General features: G+C 58.6%; 22 protein-coding genes and 4 tRNA genes. 19 read left to right on the top strand and 7 right to left on the bottom strand.

What is annotated here, in order from left to right:
- Nucleotides 1-91 precede the first annotated feature (91 nt).
- Nucleotides 92-499 (bottom strand): DoxX family protein, encoded by a 408-nt coding sequence (locus UL81_RS01435; RefSeq protein WP_046453173.1) that lies wholly within the window; start codon nucleotides 497-499, stop codon nucleotides 92-94.
- Between the two features lie 293 nt (nucleotides 500-792).
- Here UL81_RS01435 and UL81_RS12110 point away from each other — a divergent pair, with 293 nt between their 5' ends.
- A complete protein-coding gene (locus tag UL81_RS12110) occupies nucleotides 793-1,434 on the top strand; it encodes an FtsW/RodA/SpoVE family cell cycle protein (protein WP_269078724.1) in 642 nt (213 codons plus the stop codon).
- The gene (locus tag UL81_RS11605; RefSeq protein WP_052097774.1) at nucleotides 1,407-2,102 is read left to right on the top strand and encodes an FtsW/RodA/SpoVE family cell cycle protein; all 696 of its coding nucleotides are present in this window, start codon (nucleotides 1,407-1,409) and stop codon (nucleotides 2,100-2,102) included. Before UL81_RS12110 ends, UL81_RS11605 begins: the two co-directional genes overlap by 28 nt.
- A gap of 5 nt (nucleotides 2,103-2,107) precedes the next feature.
- On the opposite strand, the gene UL81_RS11940 is transcribed toward UL81_RS11605, so the two are convergent.
- The 3 genes from UL81_RS11940 to UL81_RS01450 form a co-directional block, all read right to left on the bottom strand.
- A complete protein-coding gene (locus tag UL81_RS11940) occupies nucleotides 2,108-2,266 on the bottom strand; it encodes a hypothetical protein (RefSeq protein ID WP_169746054.1) in 159 nt (52 codons plus the stop codon).
- Nucleotides 2,267-2,275: 9 nt separating this feature from the next.
- The gene (locus tag UL81_RS01445) at nucleotides 2,276-3,247 is read right to left on the bottom strand and encodes a 1,4-dihydroxy-2-naphthoyl-CoA synthase (protein WP_035106476.1); all 972 of its coding nucleotides are present in this window, start codon (nucleotides 3,245-3,247) and stop codon (nucleotides 2,276-2,278) included.
- A 297-nt stretch (nucleotides 3,248-3,544) separates the two neighbouring features.
- Complete coding sequence (locus UL81_RS01450) at nucleotides 3,545-4,003, bottom strand: DIP1984 family protein (RefSeq protein WP_035106477.1); 459 nt, start codon at nucleotides 4,001-4,003, stop codon at nucleotides 3,545-3,547.
- A 77-nt stretch (nucleotides 4,004-4,080) separates the two neighbouring features.
- On the opposite strand from UL81_RS01450, the gene UL81_RS01455 reads away from it, so the two are divergent.
- Nucleotides 4,081-5,103: an o-succinylbenzoate synthase gene (locus UL81_RS01455; RefSeq protein WP_035106478.1), complete on the top strand. Its 1,023-nt coding sequence runs from the start codon at nucleotides 4,081-4,083 to the stop codon at nucleotides 5,101-5,103.
- Between the two features lie 103 nt (nucleotides 5,104-5,206).
- Here the strand turns inward: UL81_RS01455 and UL81_RS01460 are convergent, their stop codons facing one another.
- Complete coding sequence (locus UL81_RS01460; protein ID WP_035106479.1) at nucleotides 5,207-5,752, bottom strand: OsmC family protein; 546 nt, start codon at nucleotides 5,750-5,752, stop codon at nucleotides 5,207-5,209.
- Between the two features lie 190 nt (nucleotides 5,753-5,942).
- Here UL81_RS01460 and UL81_RS01465 point away from each other — a divergent pair, with 190 nt between their 5' ends.
- From UL81_RS01465 to UL81_RS01475, 3 genes are read left to right on the top strand one after another with little or no spacing between them, the layout of a single operon-like run.
- Nucleotides 5,943-7,043 carry an ABC transporter substrate-binding protein gene (locus UL81_RS01465; protein ID WP_035106480.1) on the top strand — a complete coding sequence of 367 codons (1,101 nt, stop codon included), beginning with the start codon at nucleotides 5,943-5,945 and terminating at the stop codon, nucleotides 7,041-7,043.
- Nucleotides 7,044-7,051: 8 nt separating this feature from the next.
- Complete coding sequence (locus tag UL81_RS01470) at nucleotides 7,052-7,825, top strand: ABC transporter permease (protein WP_035106482.1); 774 nt, start codon at nucleotides 7,052-7,054, stop codon at nucleotides 7,823-7,825.
- Nucleotides 7,818-8,540, top strand: a complete 723-nt coding sequence (locus UL81_RS01475; RefSeq protein ID WP_035106483.1) for an ABC transporter ATP-binding protein — start codon at nucleotides 7,818-7,820, stop codon at nucleotides 8,538-8,540. Before UL81_RS01470 ends, UL81_RS01475 begins: the two co-directional genes overlap by 8 nt.
- Here UL81_RS01475 and UL81_RS01480 read toward each other — a convergent pair.
- Entirely contained in the window at nucleotides 8,529-10,505 is a 1,977-nt protein-coding gene (locus UL81_RS01480; protein WP_035106484.1) for an FAD/NAD(P)-binding protein, read from the bottom strand. The genes UL81_RS01475 and UL81_RS01480 overlap by 12 nt on opposite strands.
- A gap of 207 nt (nucleotides 10,506-10,712) precedes the next feature.
- Between UL81_RS01480 and UL81_RS01485 the strand changes: the two genes are divergently transcribed.
- From UL81_RS01485 to UL81_RS01515, 8 genes are all read left to right on the top strand, one after another.
- Nucleotides 10,713-10,952, top strand: a complete 240-nt coding sequence (locus UL81_RS01485; protein ID WP_144407155.1) for a hypothetical protein — start codon at nucleotides 10,713-10,715, stop codon at nucleotides 10,950-10,952.
- Between the two features lie 148 nt (nucleotides 10,953-11,100).
- Nucleotides 11,101-11,253, top strand: a complete 153-nt coding sequence (locus UL81_RS11890; protein WP_158407901.1) for a hypothetical protein — start codon at nucleotides 11,101-11,103, stop codon at nucleotides 11,251-11,253.
- Between the two features lie 14 nt (nucleotides 11,254-11,267).
- Nucleotides 11,268-13,718 (top strand): excinuclease ABC subunit UvrA, encoded by a 2,451-nt coding sequence (locus tag UL81_RS01490; RefSeq protein WP_236684487.1) that lies wholly within the window; start codon nucleotides 11,268-11,270, stop codon nucleotides 13,716-13,718.
- Between the two features lie 31 nt (nucleotides 13,719-13,749).
- Nucleotides 13,750-14,397 carry a hypothetical protein gene (locus tag UL81_RS01495; protein WP_046453175.1) on the top strand — a complete coding sequence of 216 codons (648 nt, stop codon included), beginning with the start codon at nucleotides 13,750-13,752 and terminating at the stop codon, nucleotides 14,395-14,397.
- Nucleotides 14,398-14,421: 24 nt separating this feature from the next.
- The gene (gene menD / locus UL81_RS01500) at nucleotides 14,422-16,047 is read left to right on the top strand and encodes a 2-succinyl-5-enolpyruvyl-6-hydroxy-3-cyclohexene-1-carboxylic-acid synthase (protein ID WP_035106487.1); all 1,626 of its coding nucleotides are present in this window, start codon (nucleotides 14,422-14,424) and stop codon (nucleotides 16,045-16,047) included.
- On the top strand, nucleotides 16,047-16,553 hold the full coding sequence (locus tag UL81_RS01505) for a DUF3592 domain-containing protein (RefSeq protein ID WP_046453176.1): 507 nt from the start codon (nucleotides 16,047-16,049) through the stop codon (nucleotides 16,551-16,553). Before menD ends, UL81_RS01505 begins: the two co-directional genes overlap by 1 nt.
- Nucleotides 16,554-16,561: 8 nt before the next feature.
- The gene (locus tag UL81_RS01510; protein ID WP_035106488.1) at nucleotides 16,562-17,761 is read left to right on the top strand and encodes a glycosyltransferase family 4 protein; all 1,200 of its coding nucleotides are present in this window, start codon (nucleotides 16,562-16,564) and stop codon (nucleotides 17,759-17,761) included.
- Between the two features lie 10 nt (nucleotides 17,762-17,771).
- The gene (locus tag UL81_RS01515) at nucleotides 17,772-18,464 is read left to right on the top strand and encodes a demethylmenaquinone methyltransferase (protein WP_035106489.1); all 693 of its coding nucleotides are present in this window, start codon (nucleotides 17,772-17,774) and stop codon (nucleotides 18,462-18,464) included.
- 29 nt (nucleotides 18,465-18,493) lie between these two features.
- Here UL81_RS01515 and UL81_RS01520 read toward each other — a convergent pair whose 3' ends face one another.
- The gene (locus UL81_RS01520) at nucleotides 18,494-19,729 is read right to left on the bottom strand and encodes a geranylgeranyl reductase family protein (protein WP_082099237.1); all 1,236 of its coding nucleotides are present in this window, start codon (nucleotides 19,727-19,729) and stop codon (nucleotides 18,494-18,496) included.
- A gap of 106 nt (nucleotides 19,730-19,835) precedes the next feature.
- Here UL81_RS01520 and UL81_RS01525 point away from each other — a divergent pair, with 106 nt between their 5' ends.
- The 5 genes from UL81_RS01525 to UL81_RS01545 all read left to right on the top strand — a co-directional run bounded on the left by UL81_RS01525 (nucleotide 19,836) and on the right by UL81_RS01545 (nucleotide 21,756).
- Complete coding sequence (locus UL81_RS01525) at nucleotides 19,836-20,831, top strand: polyprenyl synthetase family protein (RefSeq protein ID WP_035106490.1); 996 nt, start codon at nucleotides 19,836-19,838, stop codon at nucleotides 20,829-20,831.
- A gap of 64 nt (nucleotides 20,832-20,895) precedes the next feature.
- A tRNA-Tyr gene (locus tag UL81_RS01530) sits at nucleotides 20,896-20,980 on the top strand.
- 480 nt (nucleotides 20,981-21,460) lie between these two features.
- Nucleotides 21,461-21,536 (top strand) — tRNA-Thr (locus tag UL81_RS01535).
- Nucleotides 21,537-21,574: 38 nt separating this feature from the next.
- Nucleotides 21,575-21,646, top strand: a tRNA-Met gene (locus tag UL81_RS01540).
- Between the two features lie 37 nt (nucleotides 21,647-21,683).
- Nucleotides 21,684-21,756: transfer RNA gene (locus UL81_RS01545), tRNA-Trp, on the top strand.
- The last annotated feature ends 32 nt before the right edge of the window (nucleotides 21,757-21,788 follow it).

Here is a 21,788-nt window from a genome sequence, read left to right on the forward strand (position 1 = left end):
ATCGTCGAATTTTTTGCAGAAACGTGGGCCATAAGGACATCGCAAAGCAAAAGCCGCCCTCCTAAAAAGAAGGGCGGCGGAAAAGGAAAGACTACTTGCGGCCGAGGAGAACCTTGTCGACGGAGATGGTTCCTGCACCAGCAGCGGCGAAGGCGAGACCGGCTGCGGCGATAACGCCGACGAGCTCCCAGCCACCATCGCTGGCGAAGACGCCTGCGGAGAAGTGCTCAGCGAAGATACCGGCACCGAGCATCACCAGGGCGACGAGCACACCGACGATGCGGGTGAGCAGGCCAATGATGAGCAGGATGCCGCCGCCAAGTTCGACGGAAGCGGCAATGACTGCGGAAACCTCTGGCAGGGGAACGCCCATACCGGCGAAGTTTTCAGCTGTACCGGAGATGGTCCACTCGTTGAATTTCTGCCAGCCGTGGGCGATGAGCACCACGCCGACAATCAGGCGGGCAATGAGCATGAGGACTGAATTTCCGATCTTCATGCCGGTTACTTTAGGGGTGAAGTAAGCCAATGTCGAACTGAGAGGCTGCCTGCCAGGCAACAATTATTGAATTGCCAGGGTTGAAAACTTTACTGGGATGGATGGTTGGTTGGTGAGCGTTGACGAGAGATTTTAGGTCGTAGCATTCACGAAAGAGAATTTGGGATTGCAGTGGGTGGTGCGTTTGTTCGGGACGGGGTGAACCGTTTGTGCTGTGCAGCTACATAAATTTATTGAAAACGATTTGTGCGTGGGATACTCTCATATGAAATTTGCTATTTGATTAAAGGTTTGTGGTGCTCGAACTTGCTCCGGCGCGCCCGCGGGAGGCGCGACTGCTGTGTTTGGTTGCTCTCATCGTGGTGGCGGGCAGCCTGCTCGTTGAGCTGGCACGCGATGACTCGGAGCTAGGGTGGCCGGCCTTTCGGGTTCCGGTGATTCTGTGTGGACTGGGCCTGGTGGTCTATGTAGCGCTGTGCTTTCTGGCGCCGAAAGCTGACCAAGTGATTTTTCCGGCGGCTTTCTTGCTCAACGGGATTGGGTTGGTGATGCTGCGTCGGCTGGATGTCGCGTTGGACTTTAGCTTGGCTAAGCGGCATCTGTTGTGGACGATTGTCGGTCTAGGACTGCTTGTTGCTGTCTTAGTGGTGGTGCGGGAGCACCGGGTGCTGCAGCGTTATTCCTACTTGCTGGGGTTGGCGGGTTTAATTTTCCTAGCGGCACCGCTGGTATCGCCACAACCTGTGGAGTCGGATGCGCGGATCTGGATCAAGATTGGCTCGTTTTCTGTGCAGCTGGGTGAGTTCGCCAAGGTACTGCTGGTTATCTTCTTTGCCATGTTGATTAGCCAGAAGCGGGCTTTCTTTGCAGTAGCGGGCAAGAGGTTTCTGGGCCTGGTTTTCCACGCTTGCGCGATATTGCCCCGATTGGGCTGATGTGCTTCATCGCGTTGCTGGTCATGGCCGCGACTAATGATTTTGGCCCTGCATTGTTGCTGTTTCTGACGGTATTCGGGATGTTGTACATCGCAACGGGCAGGACGTCGTGGTTGTTGTTAGGTATAGCCGCGCTGGTCATCGGCGGCTTAGCAGTGGCGAAGGTGTCGACCAAGATTCAAACGCGTATCGCCAACATGCGGGACCCCTTGGCGGACTATTACAACACCGGCAATCAGCTATCCGAGTCCTTGTTTGGTCTCTCGACCGGTGGCATTACGGGTTCGGGCCTTGGACACGGTCACCCGGAACTTATTCCGTTGGCGTTCTCCGATTTCATTTTGGGTGCAGTCGGTGAAGAACTGGGGCTTATTGGGCTTAGCGCAGTGCTGATGGTGTTTACGCTGCTGGTCATCCGTATGTTGACTACAGCGATGTCGAATCGCGATAGCTTCGGAAAGCTGTTGGTTTCCGGGTTCGCGCTTATCCTCCTGCTACAAGTATTTGTCGTCGCAGGAGGAATCTCCGGGCTTATCCCGATGACGGGTTTAACCACCCCGTTTATGTCAGCAGGTGGTTCTTCCCTGATGGCGAATTACATCATCGTCGGATTGGTACTGCGCGTCTCGCACCATGCCGCCACGTTGGAAGACCCCACTACCGTCTAAGCGGCTTACTCCTCGTAAGGGTTCTTCAGCTCGTCGTCGTAGTCGAAGGGGCGTTCTTCGTTTTCTTCGGCGTCGCGGATGCGGCGCAGCATCCAGAAGCGGCTGGCTAAGACTGCGGCAAGGGCGAGCAGGGCGATGATGCCGCTGAAAATCATGACTCCCATGGCTGCTCCTTAGTAGTAGTACGGGAACTGATCCCAGTTGGGTTCACGCTTTTCTAGGAAGGACTCTTTGCCTTCGACTGCTTCGTCGGTCATGTAGGCCAGGCGGGTGGCCTCGCCGGCGAAGACTTGCTGGCCCATGAGCCCATCGTCGGTGAGGTTGAAGGCGAATTTGAGCATGCGCTGGGCAGTGGGGGACTTGGTGTTGATTTCCCGGCCCATCTGGATGGCGGCATCTTCGAGATCGGCGTGGTCGACGACCTCGTTGACTGCACCCATTTCAAACATGCGCTGGGCATCGTAGGTGCGTCCCAGGAAGAAGATTTCGCGGGCGTATTTCTGGCCGACCATTTTTGCCAGGTAGGCAGAGCCATAGCCAGCATCGAAGGAGCCGACATCGGCATCGGTTTGCTTAAAGCGGGCTTCCTCGCGGGAAGCGATGGTCATATCGCAGACGACATGCAGGGAGTGTCCGCCACCGGCGGCCCAGCCGTTGACCACAGCGATCACGACCTTCGGCATGGTGCGAATCAGGCGCTGGACTTCCAGGATGTGCAGGCGGCCGCCCTCGACCTTTTCGCGGGCGGTATCGACGGTGGATTCGTCGGCGGTGGCATCGTCATGCGCGTGCTTAGTGGCATAGCGGTAACCGGAACGGCCGCGGATGCGCTGGTCGCCGCCAGAACAAAAGGCCCAGCCGCCGTCCTTTTCGGAAGGGCCGTTGCCAGTGAGCAAAATCGTGCCGACATCCGGGGTGCGGCGGGCGTGATCGAGTGCGCGGTAAAGCTCATCCACGGTGTGTGGGCGGAAGGCATTGCGTACCTCCGGGCGGTCGAAGGCGATGCGCACGATGCCATCGGCGCGCTTATCGCCACGCAGGCGGTGATAGGTGATGTCGGTAAGGTCCTCGAAACCGGCCACCTCCTGCCACAACTCGGCGCGGAAGGGGTTAGCGGTGCTGTAGTTATGCTTAGCCGTGCTCATAAGCTACCAGCGTAGACCAGCGGGAAAAGAAGTGAAGTTAGTGTCCCCAGACCCAACCCTCACCCACAACAATCCCAGTGCGGCGGTAGTGAACTGTGCACAATGCCAGTGGCGGTAACCACTGTGTGCTGGTGTGCGCAATGCGGCGAGGTCAACAATGCGGCAAGGAGATTAGAACTCCTTGGCCCGTGTATCGCCATGGGCGCCAGTGTGCCTGCCTTAACCCGTCAGGCGGGGTTCGCACTCGCTGATTGTTGTGGGCTACCAACGGGCATCGCTTAGCGATGCCCTCTAACCTCACTTCTCAATAAGTTCCGTGGACCAATTGGCCTGCTGGATGCGGGTATCGAGCTCACGGAACTGCTGGGCGCAGTCATCGGCATGCTTGCGCAGCTTCTTGACCGAATAGGTGCTGATGAATTTGACCTCCGAGCGGGTCCAGCGCTCCTGGCGAGCAGAAGCCTTCTCAGCGAACTCGGCCCACAAGCGGCGGTTGCGTTTGTAGCCGTCGCGTAGCGCAAGGGCATCGGAAAGCGTGCCTTCATCGAAAGGCGTGGCCATGTTGGTGCGGTTGATGGCCTGGACCAGATAATCCAAGCGCTTACCGATGTTTTCCACTTCCCGCAGCATTGCCTCCGGATCCTCCTCCGGAGTATCGCCTTCCTGAATACGCAGGGTGTTCAGCAGCCGTTCGCGCAGGGTCTGCAGGCGCTGCTGGGCGGCGGCGCGCTCAGCCAAAGCTTCCGCCAATAACATGGTGGCCTCCTTCGTTGTGGTTGCTGGCGATTCTACGCTCGGTTAAACGACAAGCTGGGTTTAGCTAGTCTGGGAGAATGCAGAAACCAGACATCAACGAGGTTTTAGAACGCGCCCACGTGGTTAGCCTGCCGCTGGCCGTGAAGTTTCGTGGGGTCACCACCCGCGAGGCATTGCTTATCGATGGCCCCGCCGGCTGGGGCGAGTTCGCCCCCTTCCTGGAGTACGGCCCTGCTGAGTCCGCGCAGTGGCTGCGCGCCGGATTAGAAGCAGCCTTCGAAGGCTTCCCGGAACCCCAGCGTGACTGGGTGGAAGTCAACGGCACCATCCCGGCCGTTCCTGCCGAACAGGTCCCAGAAGTCATGGACCGCTACCCGGGCTGCCGCACCTTCAAAATTAAGGTCGCTGAAGCAGGCCAAACCTTGGACGACGACATTGCTCGCGTGAATGCTGTGCGCGACGTCGTCAACGCCCGCGGTGGGGAAGTACCCGTCCTCCGTGTGGATGCCAACGGCGGTTGGTCCGTCGACGAAGCCGTCGCCGCCGCCAAAGCGCTGATGCCCCTGGACTACATGGAGCAACCCTGCGCGACTGCGGAAGAACTCGTCGAAGTACGCAAGCAACTCATGCGAAACGGCCTGTTCGTGCGTGTTGCTGCCGATGAATCCATCCGCAAAGTCGACGACCCTTACCGCGTCGCAGAATTGCAGGCTGCCGATGTCGCTGTCGTAAAGCCCGCGCCACTCGGGGGCGTGCGCCGCGTATTAGAAATTGCGAAGCACCTGCGCGAACGACACATGGATATCACGGTGGCCTCCGCTTTGGATACCTCCGTCGGTATCAGCATGGGCCTGGCCACCGTCGCCGCCCTGCCGAAGATTCTGGATGACGAAGACGTCGACGTCGTCCCCGCCGCCGCAGGCCTAGCCACCGGCTCACTGTTCATTGAAGATGTCACCGCACCGCGCAAGATTGAGGACGGACATCTGCGCGTCGAGCACCTTGCACCGGAGTCGGATCGTCTGACCGAACTCTCGGCACCAGCAGACCGTAAGGATTGGTGGTTTAAGCGGGCGAAGGAATGCTGGGACGTGCTGTAGCTTCCGAAAACTGGAAAAAGTCCCGGTCCGAACCCTAATCAGTAGACGCTGAAGGAGTTCGGCCGGGACTTTGTGCTGTCAGCTAGTGAGCTGGCGCAAAGCCTTAAACCAGTTCGTGGGTGAGGTTTGCTGGGCGGGTGTAAGTGTTGACCACCGGGGACCACTCGATAGCGTCGTCGACGATCTTCTGCAGGGTCTCCTTGTCTGCATCACCATCGACGTCCACTTTGACGTGCACGTCAGAGACACCCGGACGCTTGTTTTCGCCGGTATCGCCAACGCCCCAGGTTGGTGAGATATCGATGGTGCCTTCGATGTCCAAATCAATCTTGGTCAGGGTGACACCGCGGTGCTGTGCGATTGCTTGGATGCCAACGTTAATGCAGGCAGCCAGAGCGGCCTGGGCGACCTCGGTGGGGTTCGGTGCGGAGTCATCGCCCAGCAATGGAAGTGGCTCGCCCACCTTGATGATGTGGCCGCGTACCTCAGAGTTGTTGCGGAAGTAACCGTCAGCCTCAGTGTGGGTGCGAATGTGCTTCACGCCGCCTGCTGGGTTATCGATGTTCTTCTGGGCAAGCTCCTTGAGCTTGTCGTTGTCGATTGGCTCGATAGCCTGACCGGCCTCATGGTTGGGGGTCAACTCAGACACAGTGATTCTCCTTTAGCTAAAAGACTTCATTGGCGTAGCGACCACACTACACCTCTTGTACTGCTCTATGTAGACCAAGGCGTCTATAAAAATTCAGCAGCCTGCTGAATCTCTTTATTGACAGTGTCGTAGTGCCCGCATAGAGTCGGTATTCGCTCACATACCGCTTTGTCTACTAAGGGGAGAATATATGGTTCACTCCCGGCGGCAGTTCTTCCGCGCAGCACTCGCGTTGGGGTCTGCGGCAGCCCTTGGTGCCTGTTCTCAGAGCACTGAAGCGGCAAAGACCATCACGATTGGATTTGTGCCGATTGCTTGCTCGGCACCACTCTTGGCAGCAGATGCTCGAGGCGCTTTTGCTAAGCACAACATCAACGTTCAACTGCGCAAGTTCGCCGGTTGGGCAGATTTGTGGACGGCCTACGCAACAGGTGAGCTAGATGTTGCTCATATGCTCTCCCCGATGCCGATTGCTATTGACTCAGGGCTTGCATCCGCAGCGCGCCCGACAGAATTGGCTTTTACACAAAACACAAACGGCCAAGCTTTAGCTTTGGCGGCGGAGCACAATCCGAATGTCCAAGAAGCAGCGGATCTCAAGGGAATGGTGCTTGGTATCCCTTTTGAGTACTCAGTGCACTCTTTGCTGTTGCGCGATTACTTGAGCGCAAATGGAGTAGATCCGGTGCGCGATCTTGAACTGCGATTGCTGCGTCCCGCAGATATGGTGGCGCAACTTTCAGTTGGCACCATCGATGGATTTATCGGTCCAGAGCCTTTCAACCAGCGTGCACTGGCCACCGGGGCGGGACGGATTTTTGTTCCGACAAAAGAGATGTGGGACCAGCACCCTTGTTGTTCTGTAGCGGTAGCTAAAGACATTCCTACAGAAGTACGCGATGGCATTGTGGCTGCCCTGCATGAAGGCGCGCAGTTCGTTGATAATCCGGCGCATGCTGCAGAGGCCGCACCTTTGCTGGGGCAAGAGAAGTACCTCAACCAGAATCCGGAACTCATTGAGCCGGCGCTGTTGGGGGATTACACCGACTGGCACGGTGAGCACCATGTGGATCCGAACGTGATCAACTTTGGCGGTGCGACTTCGCAGACCGCCATTACGTGGATGGCAGCGCAGCTTTCAAAACAAAAGCTGGGAACCAATCCATTGGCGTGGGATGACGCTGTGATTAAGGAAGCCGCTCAAGCAGTTCTTCCTCGAGAAGCAGATACCAGCTCGGCAGCTTTGACGATTAACGGTCGTCGTTTCGATCCGGCCCGACCGACAGAGTAAGGACAACCATGAAAAGAAATTTGCAGGCGACTGCCATCGGTGTCGGTATCTTTGTGCTGTTTATTGCCATCTGGCAGGCAGCAGCATCGGCAGGGTGGCTCTCTGATATTGCCCCGACTCCAGCACGAACGTGGGAACGTGCAGTAGAGATCCTTTCTGATCCTTTCTATCGCGATGGTCCTGCATCAGTGGGTATCTTTTGGCACATGCTTGCGTCATTGCTACGTGTGCTCGTGGGTTTCTTGATTGCAATGGTCATTGCTATTCCGTTGGGATTTTGGCTGGGCTCATCGCCGCTGTTCCACAAAGCAGTGGATCCTTTTGCACAGATTTTGCGTCCCGTCTCGCCGCTAGCTTGGTTGCCTTTAGGTTTGGCGTTGCTGCGCGATGCTGAAAACACCGCGGTGTTCGTGATCGTCTTGTCTGCGCTCTGGCCGACGTTGCTCTACACCATTGAATCAGTGCGAGGCATTCATCCGACATACAAGAATCTTGCCGCAACGCTGGGTACGAATTGGTGGCAGCGTTTGGTCTTTATTACTGCACCTGCGGCGTTGCCGGGCATCGTGACAGGTATGCGACAGTCATTGTCGACGTCCTGGTTGGTCATCGTTGCTGCAGAAATGTTGGTTGGCGGACAGGGTGTGGGCTTCTTCGTGTGGAACATGTGGAACCAACTTGATATCGACGCCATCGTCGTCGCCATTGTTCTCATTGGCCTGATTGGCCTCATCCTTGACTACTTGGTCGCTTCTCTGCAGAAAGTTGTTCGCTATGACTAACGGCACGTCTCATATTGAAATCTCGAACATTACTAAGACCTTCGTAGAAACCCAGGTTATTGGTGACACATCCGTCGCAATTGAGGAAGGTCAATTCGTTTCGCTATTGGGGCCATCGGGCTCTGGTAAATCGACGATTCTCAGCATGCTTGCAGGGTTGGCTTTCCCGACGACAGGTGAGGTTCGCGCACGCGGTGAGAAAATTACAGGGCCTGGTCCAGACCGCGGCGTGGTGTTCCAAAACCATGCGCTGCTGCCGTGGATGACAGCACGCGGGAATATTGATTTTGGTCTGCGTTCGGCTCGTCCTGAACTGTCAAAACAAGAACGCAAGGACATTACTGAACGCTATTTGGAAGCAGTGAGCTTGGGCCATGCCGGAGAACGTCGTCCAGCCGGGCTTTCAGGTGGCATGCAGCAGCGAGTTGGCTTAGCCCGTGCGTTCGCGGTGGGCTCGGATATTTTGCTGTTGGATGAGCCATTTGGTGCGCTGGATGCGTTGACGCGTCGACAGCTGCAGCAGCTTTTGCTGGAGGTATGGGAAGCAAATCGCCGCACCGTCGTCATGGTGACCCATGACGTTGATGAGGCGATTGTGCTGTCGGATCGAGTGCTCGTGATGTCACCCGGGCCGGAAGCAACCATCGTGGAAGACCTCGATGTGACCAACCCGAAGGGTGACGAGCGGGAGCATTTGTTAGGCCTACTGGCCTAATACAAGGCGCGCGGCGCTGACCGCGGCCTTATCGGTCTCCTGGAGGAACCAGGAGTCCGTACCCGGAAGAGGTGGGGAAATCGTCGTGTCTGGATACTCGGCGTGCGCTGGGATACCCACGATGTGAAGACGTGGATCAGCCTTTCCTGAAGCATTGATGGTGCGGCGTGACTGTGGATCCTGTGCTGGGGAACCAGTCGGGATATCAGCGCCTTCGGCAGAAGGCTCGGTAAAGGGCTGGATACGCCCGGAATCTAATAGCGATGCTGAGAACGCATCGGCCGGTCGACGTCGAATATCCGGTTTGTGCACCCATGCATCGAGCAACGTGGTTCCGCGGAAACGGTAGCCACCAGACGACGGTGAGCTCATGGTCCACTCACCGGTCTTGCGGTCGGTATCCAGCAGTGGGTAACCGCCGACAAAGTGAACAATGCCGGCATCGACAAGTGCGAGCAGCTGGCGCGTACGGAAAATCGGGGGACCGGAGCACGAGAGTTGGCCTAAGTTCACGGCCTTGGAGAACATGTGGTGTCGGGACTCCAAGTTGTAGCGACCCTCGGCACCAAGAACCTGAGTGGGTTTACGGGAAAAACCGATAGACCACAGCGCAGCTCGTACCGGGCTGTCCGGGCCTTTCTCAGAATCGCGAAGATCTTCGACCATGCGCTCAACCAAGTAAGCGTTGAGTTCCGCAGGGGTATCAAAGTGCGCTGGTAGTAGATGAATCCACTTCAGCAAAGAGAAGTCTTGGGTGGTGTGGGTCTTGATGACCTCATCGACTGCCTTAATTCCGTTGAAGACAGCGGCGGCGTTGATCTCGGCATCGTCAAGTGCAGCAATTGCTTCTTCGAGGCTGGTGCGGATGGCTTCCGGCTGAACTCGATTAAGAGTTTCCAGGTAGGCCTGGTAGGCATCTCGCAGTACGGAAGGCCAGACCTCGGTGTCATAGTTGATACTGCTGATAGCTTCACGATCAGAGAGTTCCGCTACTGTCTCGCGCAGTCGCGGAATGCCTGCAGGCTGTGGCAGGCCACGGTCATCAGACTGTGGCATGAAGGGATAACCACGGCGGGAAGAGGCATAGAAGGTTGGTTCCTTACCTGTGCCCTCGTAGCGCAGTCCCCAGGGCTTGGAGTCGTCTTCTACGAACTGTCCACCACGGCCTTGTGTGCACAAAATTGCGACGTCGAAAAAGCCCATGCCGAGACCACGCACGAGTACTTCTTCATTGTCACGAATTCCATCAATGTCTTGGTCGATAGGGTTGTCGGCACGAATCCAACGCAAATCCGGATGTGAATTCATGGTCTTGCGGATCCAGTCTTCCTGCCCGGTGTAACCCTGGTTCTGCCAACCGGTGACTGCAATCGTCGCATCCGCGGTAATCGTCTTGCCGTTGTTTAGAGAGATGACGTCGTGATCGCCTTCGTCGGAAAGCTCGGTGGCACGGGCAAAGTGTTCTGTGACCTCGACCCACTCCGGAACATCGGACAGAATCGACCGGAAAAACCACTGTAGATAATGGCCGTATAGAGCACGCAGGGGATAAGACTCCGGACGTACCGATTCGAGGTAGTGACGACCGAACTCGTCCACTACACCCTTATCTAATGGGTGGTCAGCGACGTAATCGAGTTTCGGCTGCGCAATATTGTCAGTTCGGTCCAGGAGCAACTGAACCCATTCGTAAATAGTGGGGCCTTCAACCACAGGGGCATTAACTGTCGCACCGGGCTCAGAGAACAAAGTCATGCCGTGGGCGAAAGTGTTCATGCACAACACCTTGGTCTGGTTAATATCCCAAATCTTGCCGCCACCGTGTTGAGCGTCATCAATAAGGTGCAGCTCTAACTGATCTGGGTGTTCAGTAGCACTATTGAGGTAAGCGATAAGCCGTTCTAACGTCGATACGCCACGCGGGCCAAGTCCCACGAGAGCAATAGATGCGGTGTGCTGAGTCATGTATTTCTGCCTCGCTTCATAGACTGTGCAGATTGTTGATAATAGACCGCTAAGTCTATCAGCAATGGCCAGCTCGTTTCTGATTAAATTTCCTGCTCTCAACCCGGCCGTGGGCACTATTTAAGTTGAGTGATGGGGTAGGAGTTTTCACGTACACCTATTGTCATTCGCCTAGGATAAATATAAAAAGAAGACATTAGTATCTTCTTGCTGTTGGAAGCTGACCCTATGTTGTCGCGTTGGTTTATCTTGTACCTGCTGGGCCTGTGGCTTGCCTCTCAGGCGATCGTGTGGGGGTTTACTGAAGTTGTCGCACCGGCTATCGGGTTGGAGTCGGCGCTGGGGTTAGAGGATGTGGAGACCTGGCTGAAAGTGCTTGTGAACACCCTTTTCCCGTTGCCTTTCGTGGTGGTGCTGGCTCGTCGGCTGGTTAGGGACCCTGCTTAGTTAAGGGGTGTGCGGCCCCTGGGCGGGGGCGGCATCGTTAAGCAGCTGCGTAACCATAATGCAACCTGTATATTTGTGAGAGAAGTAATTACTGCCTTATATGAAGGTGGTGTGCTTGGCCAAGTAAGACGACTGACGGGAGTGAAGTATGGGCCCTTATGAGCTGATGTTGGTGTTGTTGTTCCTGGCTGTGGTGGTGGGCATCATCGTGTGGCTGGTGTCTCTGACCAAGGATGTGCGTAAGACGCGGCAGTTGTTGGAGGAACAGCGTCGTGCGGATAAGGGTGGTCGCGTGGAGTAGTTACCCTGGTGGGTATGGCTACTTCAGATATGATCACCGTTCGTGATGCGCACCTGCACAATCTGCGGCACGTGGATGTGTCGATTCCGCGTGGGCAGTTGGTGGCAGTAACGGGTGTGTCCGGCTCGGGTAAGTCCTCGTTGGCTTTTGGCACCATTCATGGTGAAGGCCAGCGTCGCTACTTGGAGTCGGTGGCACCTTTTGCGCGACGGTTGATTGGTTCGGCAGTCGACCCGCAGGTAGAAGAGATTGCGGGTTTGCCGCCGACGGTGGCGTTGCAGCAATCGACAAGTGGGGGTGGGGCGCGCTCCACCGTGGGCACGCTGTCGTCGATGTCGAATACGGTGCGCCTGTTGTATTCGCGCGCCGGGGATAATCCAGACGGGTTGTACTCGGATTCTTTCTCGCCCAATACGCCGGAAGGCATGTGCCCGGATTGTCAGGGCACTGGTGTGGTCCATGAGCCGACGGAAGCCTCTATGGTGCCGGACCCGACGCTGTCGATTGAAGAAGGCGCGATTGCCGCCTGGCCGGGTGCGTGGGCCGGTAAGAACTTCCACGATATTTTGCAGACTCTCGGCTACGACTTGGATTCGCCCTGGCAGGAGCTGTCCCAGGAAGACCGCGACTGGATTCTCTTTACGGAAGAGCGTCCCGTGGTCACGGTGAAGCCGCTGCGTGGTGCGGACCAGATTCAGCGAAATTACGAGGGCACGTGGCGCTCAGTTGCTAGTTATTTGAATAAGACGTTGCGGGAGACGGAATCGGAAAGCTTGCGCCGCCGCACCCTGCAGTACATGGAATCCCGTGCGTGTGAGACCTGCGATGGCCGCCGCCTGAATACCAAGGCTTTGGCGGTAACCTACGCGGGGCTGCCTATCGATGCCCTCGGCAAACTCCCCCTCGACGAACTCCATTCGGTACTGGTCAAGCAGCAGAACGCCCAGGACGATGAGACGTCTGCGGAAGCGTTGTTGCTCAAACAGATTGTGCCGACGTTGTCGTCCGCTTTGGAGTTGGGCTTAGGACATTTGAGCCTGGATCGTCCGGCCGGCACCTTGTCGGCGGGTGAATTACAGCGCGTGCGCTTGGCTGCGCAGCTGCGCACTGGTTTGTTTGGTGTCGCTTACGTTCTGGATGAGCCTTCTGCTGGTCTGCACCCGCAGGAGCGTGCCGCGGTCATCGATATCTGCCGCCGCTTTATCGATGAGGGCAACTCCGTGCTCTTGGTCGAACACGACATGGACTTAGTCGCCCAAGCAGATTGGCTTGTCGATGTCGGCCCCCGCGCCGGCGAGGGCGGCGGTCAGGTGCTCTACTCAGGACCGTTGGGGAAGTACACCGATACTGACAACCCCACCGGTGCAGCCCTGGCGAGCCGCGAGCTGGAGCTTAATGATTCCGCCCGAGAAGCCCACGGCGAGCTCACCCTGCACGACATCAATATCCGTAGCCTCCAGAACCTCGACGTAAGCTTCGGCCTGGGCCAGTTCACCGCCGTGGCAGGCGTATCCGGTTCCGGTAAGTCCACGCTGGTGTCCACGGTGCTCGCAGATGTGCTGCGTGAGTCGGCGACTGCTGTTACCGACGCAGACGACTCTTCGGAATCTTCCGAAACTTCTGGTGCGGCCGAGGAATCCGGCCACACGGTGAGAAGCGTGGATGGCCTGGATGCGGTCAAGCGCGTCGTGCAGATTACGCAGAAGCCGATTGGTCGTACGCCGCGGTCGACGTTGGCGACCTATACCGGGTTGTTTGATGGTGTGCGCAAGCTGTTTGCGGGTACGGCTGAGGCGAAGGAACGCGGCTGGAAGGTCTCGCGCTTTTCTTACAACGTCAAACAAGGTCAGTGCCCGACCTGTGGTGGTGCGGGACAGATCGAAGTCGAGCTGGTCTTTTTGCCGGGCTCGTATACACAGTGCCCGGATTGTAAGGGGCGTCGCTACAACGATGAGACTTTAGAGGTCACCTGGAATGGCTACACGGTGGCAGATATTTTGGAGCTCACCGTGGATGAGGCCGCAGAGGTCTTTGCTGATGAGCCGAAGATTTACCGCGCGATTGAAACACTGCAGGCCATCGGTTTGGGCTATTTGCGTTTGGGCCAGGGCGCACCGGAGCTATCTGGTGGCGAGGCCCAGCGCATTAAGCTCGCCACGGAGCTGCAGCGTTCCCGCAACGCGCGCAGGGGTCATACGGTCTACTTGCTGGATGAGCCGACGACGGGTCTGCACCCGGCGGACGTGGAGTTGTTGACTGCGGAATTGCACAAGCTTGCCGATGCCGGCCAGTCCGTCATCGTCGTTGAGCACGCCCCCTTTGTCATCGCTGGTGCGGACCGGGTGATTGAGATGGGGCCGGGTGCCGGTGCCAATGGCGGCAAGGTTATTGCCGATGCCACACCAGCTGAATTGGCCACCACCGATACCCCGACTGGCAGGGCGCTTCACGCGCGCTCGCTGTAATCTTCCAGCAAAATGCGGTATCTCTGGTTGCATGAGCAATAACTACGGCAACAACGGCCGCCCGGGTCGCGGCGACAACAACTACGACGCTGACCAGACCCGGCACATCGGGCGCGTCGAGGGCAACGGCGCAGGTGACGACCGCCCGCGCCAGTACTTCCCCGGCGAAGGTGGTTCTCAGCAGGGTGGCTTTAACCAGCCCGGTTACAACCAGAATTATCAGCAAGGCGGTTACCAGCAGGGTGGGTATCCGCAGAACGGATACAACCAGGGATATCAGCAGGACGAGCAGTACGAGCCGGTGCCGTCGAGTTACTCCGCACCGCAGGGTGGCGGTTCGGGCAAGAACGGCATGACCGGTGTGCTGGCAGCACTCGCGGTCCTGGCGTTGCTGGCTATTGGTGTGCTGTTCTTCCTATGGCGTTCTGCTGCGAATGACGCGGAAGAGGCCGAGCAGGAGCCGACGACTCTGACCGAGACGACTGAGGTTCCGACCACGGTCACCGAAACCGAGACCACCACCGAGTCGGCCAATGATGTCCGCGACCTGCTGCCGGATAACATTCCGACCGAGATTCCGGAGCAGTACCAGCCGGATCAGGGCGAAGGTGGCGGCTTCGATGTCGAGGGCTTCTTCAACGATCTCTTAGGTGAGAACGAACCGAGTCCAGCCGTCTAATTTCACTTAGTAAGATCGGTCAGCATGAATGAATCGATGAAGCTGGCCGAGGCCGTGGCCGCACAGCTCGCCCGCCACCTCAACGACGTAATTATCTGCCCCGGATCCCGCAATGCGCCGCTGTCCTTAGCGCTGCTGGCGCGTGAGGACATCCGGGTGCATACGCGTATCGATGAGCGCAGCGCCGCCTTCTGTGCTTTGGGTATGGCCCGGGTGCAGCGCCGCGCAGTCGGCGTGGTGATGACCTCTGGTACCGCCGTGGCCAACGCATTGCCGGCCATGGTGGAAGCAGCGCACTCGCATACCCCGCTGGCGGTCATTAGCGCGGATCGCCCAGAACGTATGGTCGGCACGGGTGCCTCCCAGACCATCGACCAGCAGGGCATTTTCGGGGATTTCGCCCCGACTACCCAGGTCACTAGCGGCGATGACATTTTGGCTATGGCGCAGCGCCTGGCCACCGATTCCCAGATCCACATCAACGTTGCTTTCGATACCCCGCTGGTCGACGACGAATTGCCCAGCACCCCGTCCGAAAGCTTTCAGCGCAAGGCGAAGCTGCCGGCAGCCTCCAACCACGGTGAGGTCGCCGTAGACCTGGAGAAGAACACCCTGGTTATTGCCGGTGATGAGGCGTGGCCCGTGCCAGGACTTGAAGACGTGCCGACCATCGCGGAACCCAGTGCGCCCGCACCCTATTACCCGGTCCATCCGGCAGCGGCACACATCTTCCGCAAGGCGCAGGTCAGCGCCAATGACTACGTGGTCAACACGAAGGTCGAGCAGGTCATCGTCGTGGGTCATCCGACCCTGCACCGCGGGGTGTTGGCGCTCATTAATGACCCGGACATTGACCTGATTGTGCTGTCCCAGACCCCGGACTTCACCAACCCGCGCGGTGAGCACGCCACCTTGGGCACCACCGTGAAAACCAGCGGTGAGCCCACCAGTGACTGGATGAAGATTTGCCAGGGCGCTTCCGATATGGCTGCGGAGGCCGTGCGCGAGACCCTCGACAACGACGAGCACGGCTTTACCGGCCTGCATGCCGCAGCCGCCGTGGGCGATACCTTGGCCGTCGGCGACACGTTAGTGCTGGGTGCCTCCAACCCGGTGCGCGATGCTTCCCTGATTGGTCTGCCTTTTGATGGCGTCGATACCTTTGCCCCGCGCGGTGCAGCCGGCATCGATGGCACCATCGCGCAGGCCATTGGCGTGGCCCTGGCCAACCAGTCCCTGCACGCGGCAGACTGGCGCGCGCCCCGCACCATTGCATTGCTTGGCGATGTCACCTTCTACCACGATGCATCCTCCCTGCTCATCCCACAGGACCAGAGGCGACCGGAAAATCTCACCATCGTGGTCGCCAATGACAACGGTGGCGGTATTTTCGAGCTGCTCGAGCAGGGTCAGCCTTCCTTGCGCGCATCCTTTGAGCAGGCTTTTGGCACGCCGTGTGAGGTGGACATCGAAAAGCTTGCCGATGCCTACGGTGCGGACTACCGCAGCGCCGACACTCCGCAGGAACTGCTCGACGTTTTGGCAGAACTGAAGGAATATTCCACCGGCATCACCGTGGTGGAAGCACACACCACTCGTAAGAGCCTGCGCGAGCTGCATCAAGAGATCGCGACCAAGGTAGGCAGCTAATGCGGCGAATTACCCCAGCGATTTTAAGGCGGCGTTTGTACCAATTGATTTTGGTGCTCTACGCCGCTGCCATGCTGGGGGCTGTCGCCATGGTGTTAGGTCCTTTCCTCAATGACCGCGCCATCGACCGCGAACCCGCGCGTGCCCTGGCGACGGTGACCGATGTCAGCTGGAGCCGCACCAACGTCGACTTCCAGGATGCCGACGGGGTGTACCACTCACCCCAAACCGGTCTGCTGTATCCGACCGGATTAGGCGAGGGCCAGCAGGTGTGGGTGATCTATGCCGCCGATGACCCGGACTTAGTTAAGGTGGAGGGACGCGAATGGACCTTATCGGTGATTCCGGCGCTCTCCAGTGCTGCCGTGGCCACGCTGATTGCCGTCGGCGCGTGGTGGCTGGTGGGCCGAGTAGGCCGAAAGCAGCAGGGTAAACCTGCCGATAAGGAAAAGTTAACCGAAAGTTCGGATAGGCTTCATCGAGAAGTACCAAGAGATGGGGAATGATAGGGACCATGCGAGTTGCGATTGTGGCTGAGTCCTTCCTTCCCAACGTCAACGGTGTCACCAATTCCGTCCTGCGCGTGCTCGAGCACCTGCACGCCACCGGGCACGACGCGATCGTCATCGCGCCGGGTGCCCGCGAAAAGCAAGAAGAAATCCCGGACTACCTCGGTTTCAAAATCGTGCGCGTGCCGACGGTCAAAGTCCCCCTCGTCGACTCCCTTCCGGTGGGCGTGCCCACCCGCGCTGTCGATGCTGCACTGCGCGAGTTCAAACCGGACATCGTGCACCTGGCTAGCCCCTTCGTTTTGGGTGCGGCGGGTGCCTTCTCTGCTCGCCAACAGCGCATCCCCGCGGTTGCGCTCTACCAGACCGACGTCGCTGGATTCGCCACCAAGTACCACGCCTCCGCGCTGGCCTATGGCGTGTGGGAGTGGCTGCGCACCATCCACAATGCCTGCCAGATGACCCTCGCTCCGTCTTCGCTGACCATCGCGGACCTGGAAAAACACAACATCAAAAACGTCCGCCACTGGGGCCGCGGCGTCGATGCCGAGCGCTTCAACCCCAGCCGCCGTTCTGAGAAGCTCCGTAAGTCCTGGGGCATTACCGAGGGGCGCAAGGCTGTCGGCTTCGTGGGCCGCCTGGCTGCTGAGAAGGGCGTGCACCGGCTCTCCGCACTCAATGGCCGCGAGGATATCCAGCTGGTCATCGTCGGTGACGGTCCGGAGCGTCCGCTGCTGGAAGCACAGCTTCCCGATGCCATCTTCGTCGGCGCCCTCAACGGCACCGAACTCGCTGAGGCCTATGCCAGCCTTGACCTCTTCGTCCACGCTGGCGAATTCGAGACCTTCTGCCAGGCCATTCAGGAAGCCCAAGCCTCCGGAGTGCCGACCATTGGTCCGCGTGCCGGTGGCCCGGTTGATCTCATCGAGGAGGGCTACAACGGCCTGCTTCTCGATGTCGAGACCTTCATCGAAGACCTTCCCAACGCCGTCGACGCACTTCTCAACCCAGAAATCCACGACGAGCTGCGCGCAAACGCCCGCGAGTCCATTTCCTCGAAGACCTGGACCGCACTCTGTGAGCAGCTACTGGGCTACTACGAGGAAGTCTTGGAAGACACTCGTCGCGTCCCGCTGACGATTCTGGGACAGCGCCCGGAGCTGCCGCGCTGGGCGGCGCGTGCTCTTGGCGCCCGCGTGGCCTAAACTAGGCCAAGTGTCTAAGGCAGATCTGGATAAACAGCCCCTCGACGTCGCGCGCATGTTTGACGCGGTGGGCGAGAAGTACGACATCACCAATACCGTGCTCGCTTTCGGGCAAGACGCCCGCTGGCGTCGCCGCACCCGCGAGCGCCTGAATCTGCAGCCCGGCGAGAAAGTCCTCGACCTCGCCGCGGGTACCGCGGTGTCCACTGTGGAGCTCGCCAAGTCAGGTGCCTGGTGTGTAGCCTGCGATTTCTCCCGCGGCATGCTCGCCGCCGGCCGCGACCGCGACGTCCCCAAAGTTGCTGGCGACGGCATGCAACTACCCTTCGCTGACAACACCTTTGACGCGGTGACCATATCTTATGGCCTGCGCAATATCCACGACTTCGAACTCGGCCTGCGCGAAATGTCCCGCGTCACCAAGCCGGGCGGTCGTCTCACCGTGGCAGAATTCTCCAAGCCAGTCGTGCCGATCTTCGGCACCCTCTATAAGGAGTATCTGACCCGCCTGCTGCCACCAGTGGCCAAGCTGGTCTCGTCGAACCCAGATGCCTACGTGTACTTGGCAGAATCCATCCGCGCCTGGCCTGAACAAGAAGAACTCGCCGCCGCCATTAACCGCAACGGCTGGACCGGCGCAGGCTGGCAGAATCTCACCTTCGGCATTGTGGCCATGCATTCCGCGACGAAACCGGAGGAGTAAACCTCCGGCTTCGTCAAAGGGACGAAAGCTTATTCAGCTTTCACCGGGCTCCAGAGGGGAGTATCGCGGCGTATCTTGGCCACGCCTTGGCCGGTGAGGCGCCAGGCACGGGCAATGAGGTCGCGGTCGTCGTCAGTAATCAGATTGCCCATCAGACGAGCTGCAGCAGGCATGAGTGCCTTGCCGACTGGGCCGCGCAGTGCGACTGGACCTGCGAAAGGCAGGAACTGTGGATAGGTCAGCAGGCGTGCCGCGGTGCGCGCAAGCAGGAAAGCTTCGCCGTAGTGGGCCCGCAAGGTTTCTGGCCACAGCAGGGTGAAGTCGCGCTCGTCGAGCATCTCCACGGCTAGCTGTGCGGTTTCCAGGCCGTAGTCGATGCCTTCACCGTTGAGGGGGTTGACACACGCAGCGGCATCGCCAATGAGCATCCAGTTCGCACCCGCCACGTTGGACACCGCACCGCCCATCGGGAGTAGGGCAGAGGCGACCTTTTCAATCTCGCCGAGGCCCCATGCCTCGCGCTGTTGCGCGGCGTAGTGTTGCAGAAGCTTTTTGGTGTTGATGCGGGCGGGGCGCTGCGATGTCGACAGGGCGCCGAGGCCGATGTTGACCTGACCGAGTTCCTCACCGAGGGGGAATATCCAGCCGTAGCCGGGTTGGACGGTGCCGGATTCATCGTTAAGCTCCACGTGCGAATGCATCCACGGCTCGCTGGCGTGGGTGGAATCAGCGTAGCTACGTGCGGCGATGCCAAAGACCTCGCCTTGGTGCCACGTGCGGCCGAGCTGCTTGCCGAAGGTGGAGCGCACACCATCGGCGACAATCGTCCACTTCGCCTGGATGGTGTCGTCGCCGACTTGGAAGCTGGTGAGGCGATTGCCGTCAAGCTCTGGTTTGGCGGCGGACCCGTGGATGGCCGTGACGCCGTGGTCGAGGGCTGCTTGGCGGAGTTGGGCATCGAAAAGCGTGCGCGGCAGGGCGGTGCCTTCGGTGCTGGGGTAAGTATCAGGCCACGGTGCGGTAACAGAACCGCCGTAGCCGTGCAGTTTCAAGCCCTGGTTGCGGTAGGTCGGATTGACCTTGATGCCCAGCAGATCCAGCTGGTGCATGGCGCGTGGGGTGAGGCCATCGCCGCAGGTCTTGTCGCGGGGGAACTCGGCGGCATCGATAAGTGCGACCTCCCAGCCAGCGCGGGCGGCATGGATGGCAGCGGCTGAGCCGGAAGGCCCGGCGCCGACGACGGCGACATCGAAAAGCTTGGGCATGTCGACCATTGTTGCAGATTAAGCCGCCTCGACTATGTTTCCCCCTAGGTAGTGGACTAGGTTAGTAAAGGATTATCAGGTAACTAGGAGCAAGGACCTTCTTTTCATGAGCAACGGCGACAACTCCGTCGACTTGGGCAACTCGCAGCTCAACGCTCGCGTGCACGAAGGCGTGGCGGCGGTTGAGGAATTGCTGCAAACCGAAATTAACCGCGGTGAAGCATTTGTCTACGACAAAGCTCAACACCTAGTCGCCGCGGGTGGCAAGCGATTCCGCCCCGTGATGGCACTGTTGGCCTCGGAATACGGCACTGACCCTTACAACGCCAACGTTATTAAGGCTGCTGCTTCCGTGGAAATGGTCCACGTTGCCACCTTGTATCACGACGACGTCATGGACGAAGCTGACCGCCGTCGCGGCGTGGAATCGGCGAACTCCCGCTGGAACAATTCCGTCGCCATTTTGGCCGGCGATGCGTTGCTGGCTCACGCATCGAGGTTGATGAGTGAGCTCGATACGCATACCGTTTCGCACTTCGCGGAGACCTTCGAAGAGCTGGTCACCGGACAGATGCGTGAGACCGAAGGCGCCGGCGAGGCCAACCCAGTGGAGCATTACCTGGCGGTTATCAAGGAAAAGACTGCGGTGCTGATTGCGTCGTCGTCCTACTTGGGCGCTTATCACGCTGGCGCTAGCCCGGAACATGCTGTGGCTTTGAAGCGCATTGGTTCCTATGTGGGCATGATTTTCCAGATTGTTGACGACATTATCGACATCTTCTCCGACCCGGGTGATTCCGGTAAGACCCCGGGTACTGACCTGCGTGAAGGTGTCTTCACTCTGCCGGTGCTCTATGCGTTGGAAGAGGACAACGAAGTAGGTGAGGAGCTGCGCGCCCTGTTGACTGGCCCGCTGACGTCCGATGCCGATGTCGGCCGCGCACTGGAGCTTCTCCATGCTTCCAATGGCCGTGCTAAGGCCATGGCAGTCGTACAGCAGTACCTCGATGCAGTGGATGCTGAACTGCACACCCTGCCTCAGAATGCTGCGACGTGCGCGCTGCACCAGCTTGCTGACTACACCGTGCAAAGAGTCGGTTAACCTGCCGATTTGCCCCCGAAGGGGACGCGTGTAGTAGAGTTACTTCTCGCACCACAGAGTGCATGCCAGGTTGCCCGAGCGGCCAAAGGGAGCGGACTGTAAATCCGCCGGCATTGCCTTCAGAAGTTCGAATCTTCTACCTGGCACCACCAACACCCCACGGAAATCCGTGGGGTGTTCTTTTTGGTTTTAACTCTTCACTGCGTTGGTGTCTTCTACGGGTTGTTCGGGCCTGTGTGTGGGGTGGGGCACTGGGTTGCTTTCCGGGCAGCTTGTCGTATTCGCGCGCGTTCCTGGGGTCCGAGCGAGGTTTTGGGGTGAAACGCGGAGCAAATGGACACCTAGGAGAGTGGCTCGGGTTGCTTTCGGGGCAGCTTGTCGTATTCGCGCGCGTTCCTGGGATCCGGGCGAGGTTTTGGGGTGAAACGCGGAGCAAATGGACACTCGGGGAGTGGCGAGGTGCTGACTGTGGCAGCTGCACAAAGAAGGTAGGTTTAAGCGTGCAATCATGGTGTATGAAAATATGCGATACGCTGGCGATTTGTGTTCGTAGCTTAAGTCGGGTTACTCTTTTGAAGTCCGCAACGGAGAGCACAACGAAATATTGTTGAGTTCTACGGCGAGGATATGCCCCCTTAGCTCAGTCGGCAGAGCGTTTCCATGGTAAGGAAAAGGTCGACAGTTCGATTCTGTCAGGGGGCTCCATTCATGTCTCAGGACATTTGTTTCTGAGAAGTGAATATGGCGGTGTAGCTCAGTGGTAGAGCAAGCGACTCATAATCGCTGTGTCGCGAGTTCAATTCTCGCCATCGCTACAAGGACATCCTGCTTTGGTAGGGTTTCCAGGTGTAGAGGGGCGTGGCGCAATTGGTAGCGCAACGGTCTCCAAAACCGTAGGTTGCAGGTTCGAGTCCTGTCGCCCCTGCAAAATAGGCCGGCCACTTCGTGTGGTCGGCT

Origin of the sequence: Corynebacterium camporealensis (assembly GCF_000980815.1) — a bacterium.
In the GTDB taxonomy this organism is placed as follows: Bacteria; Actinomycetota; Actinomycetes; order Mycobacteriales; family Mycobacteriaceae; genus Corynebacterium; species Corynebacterium camporealense.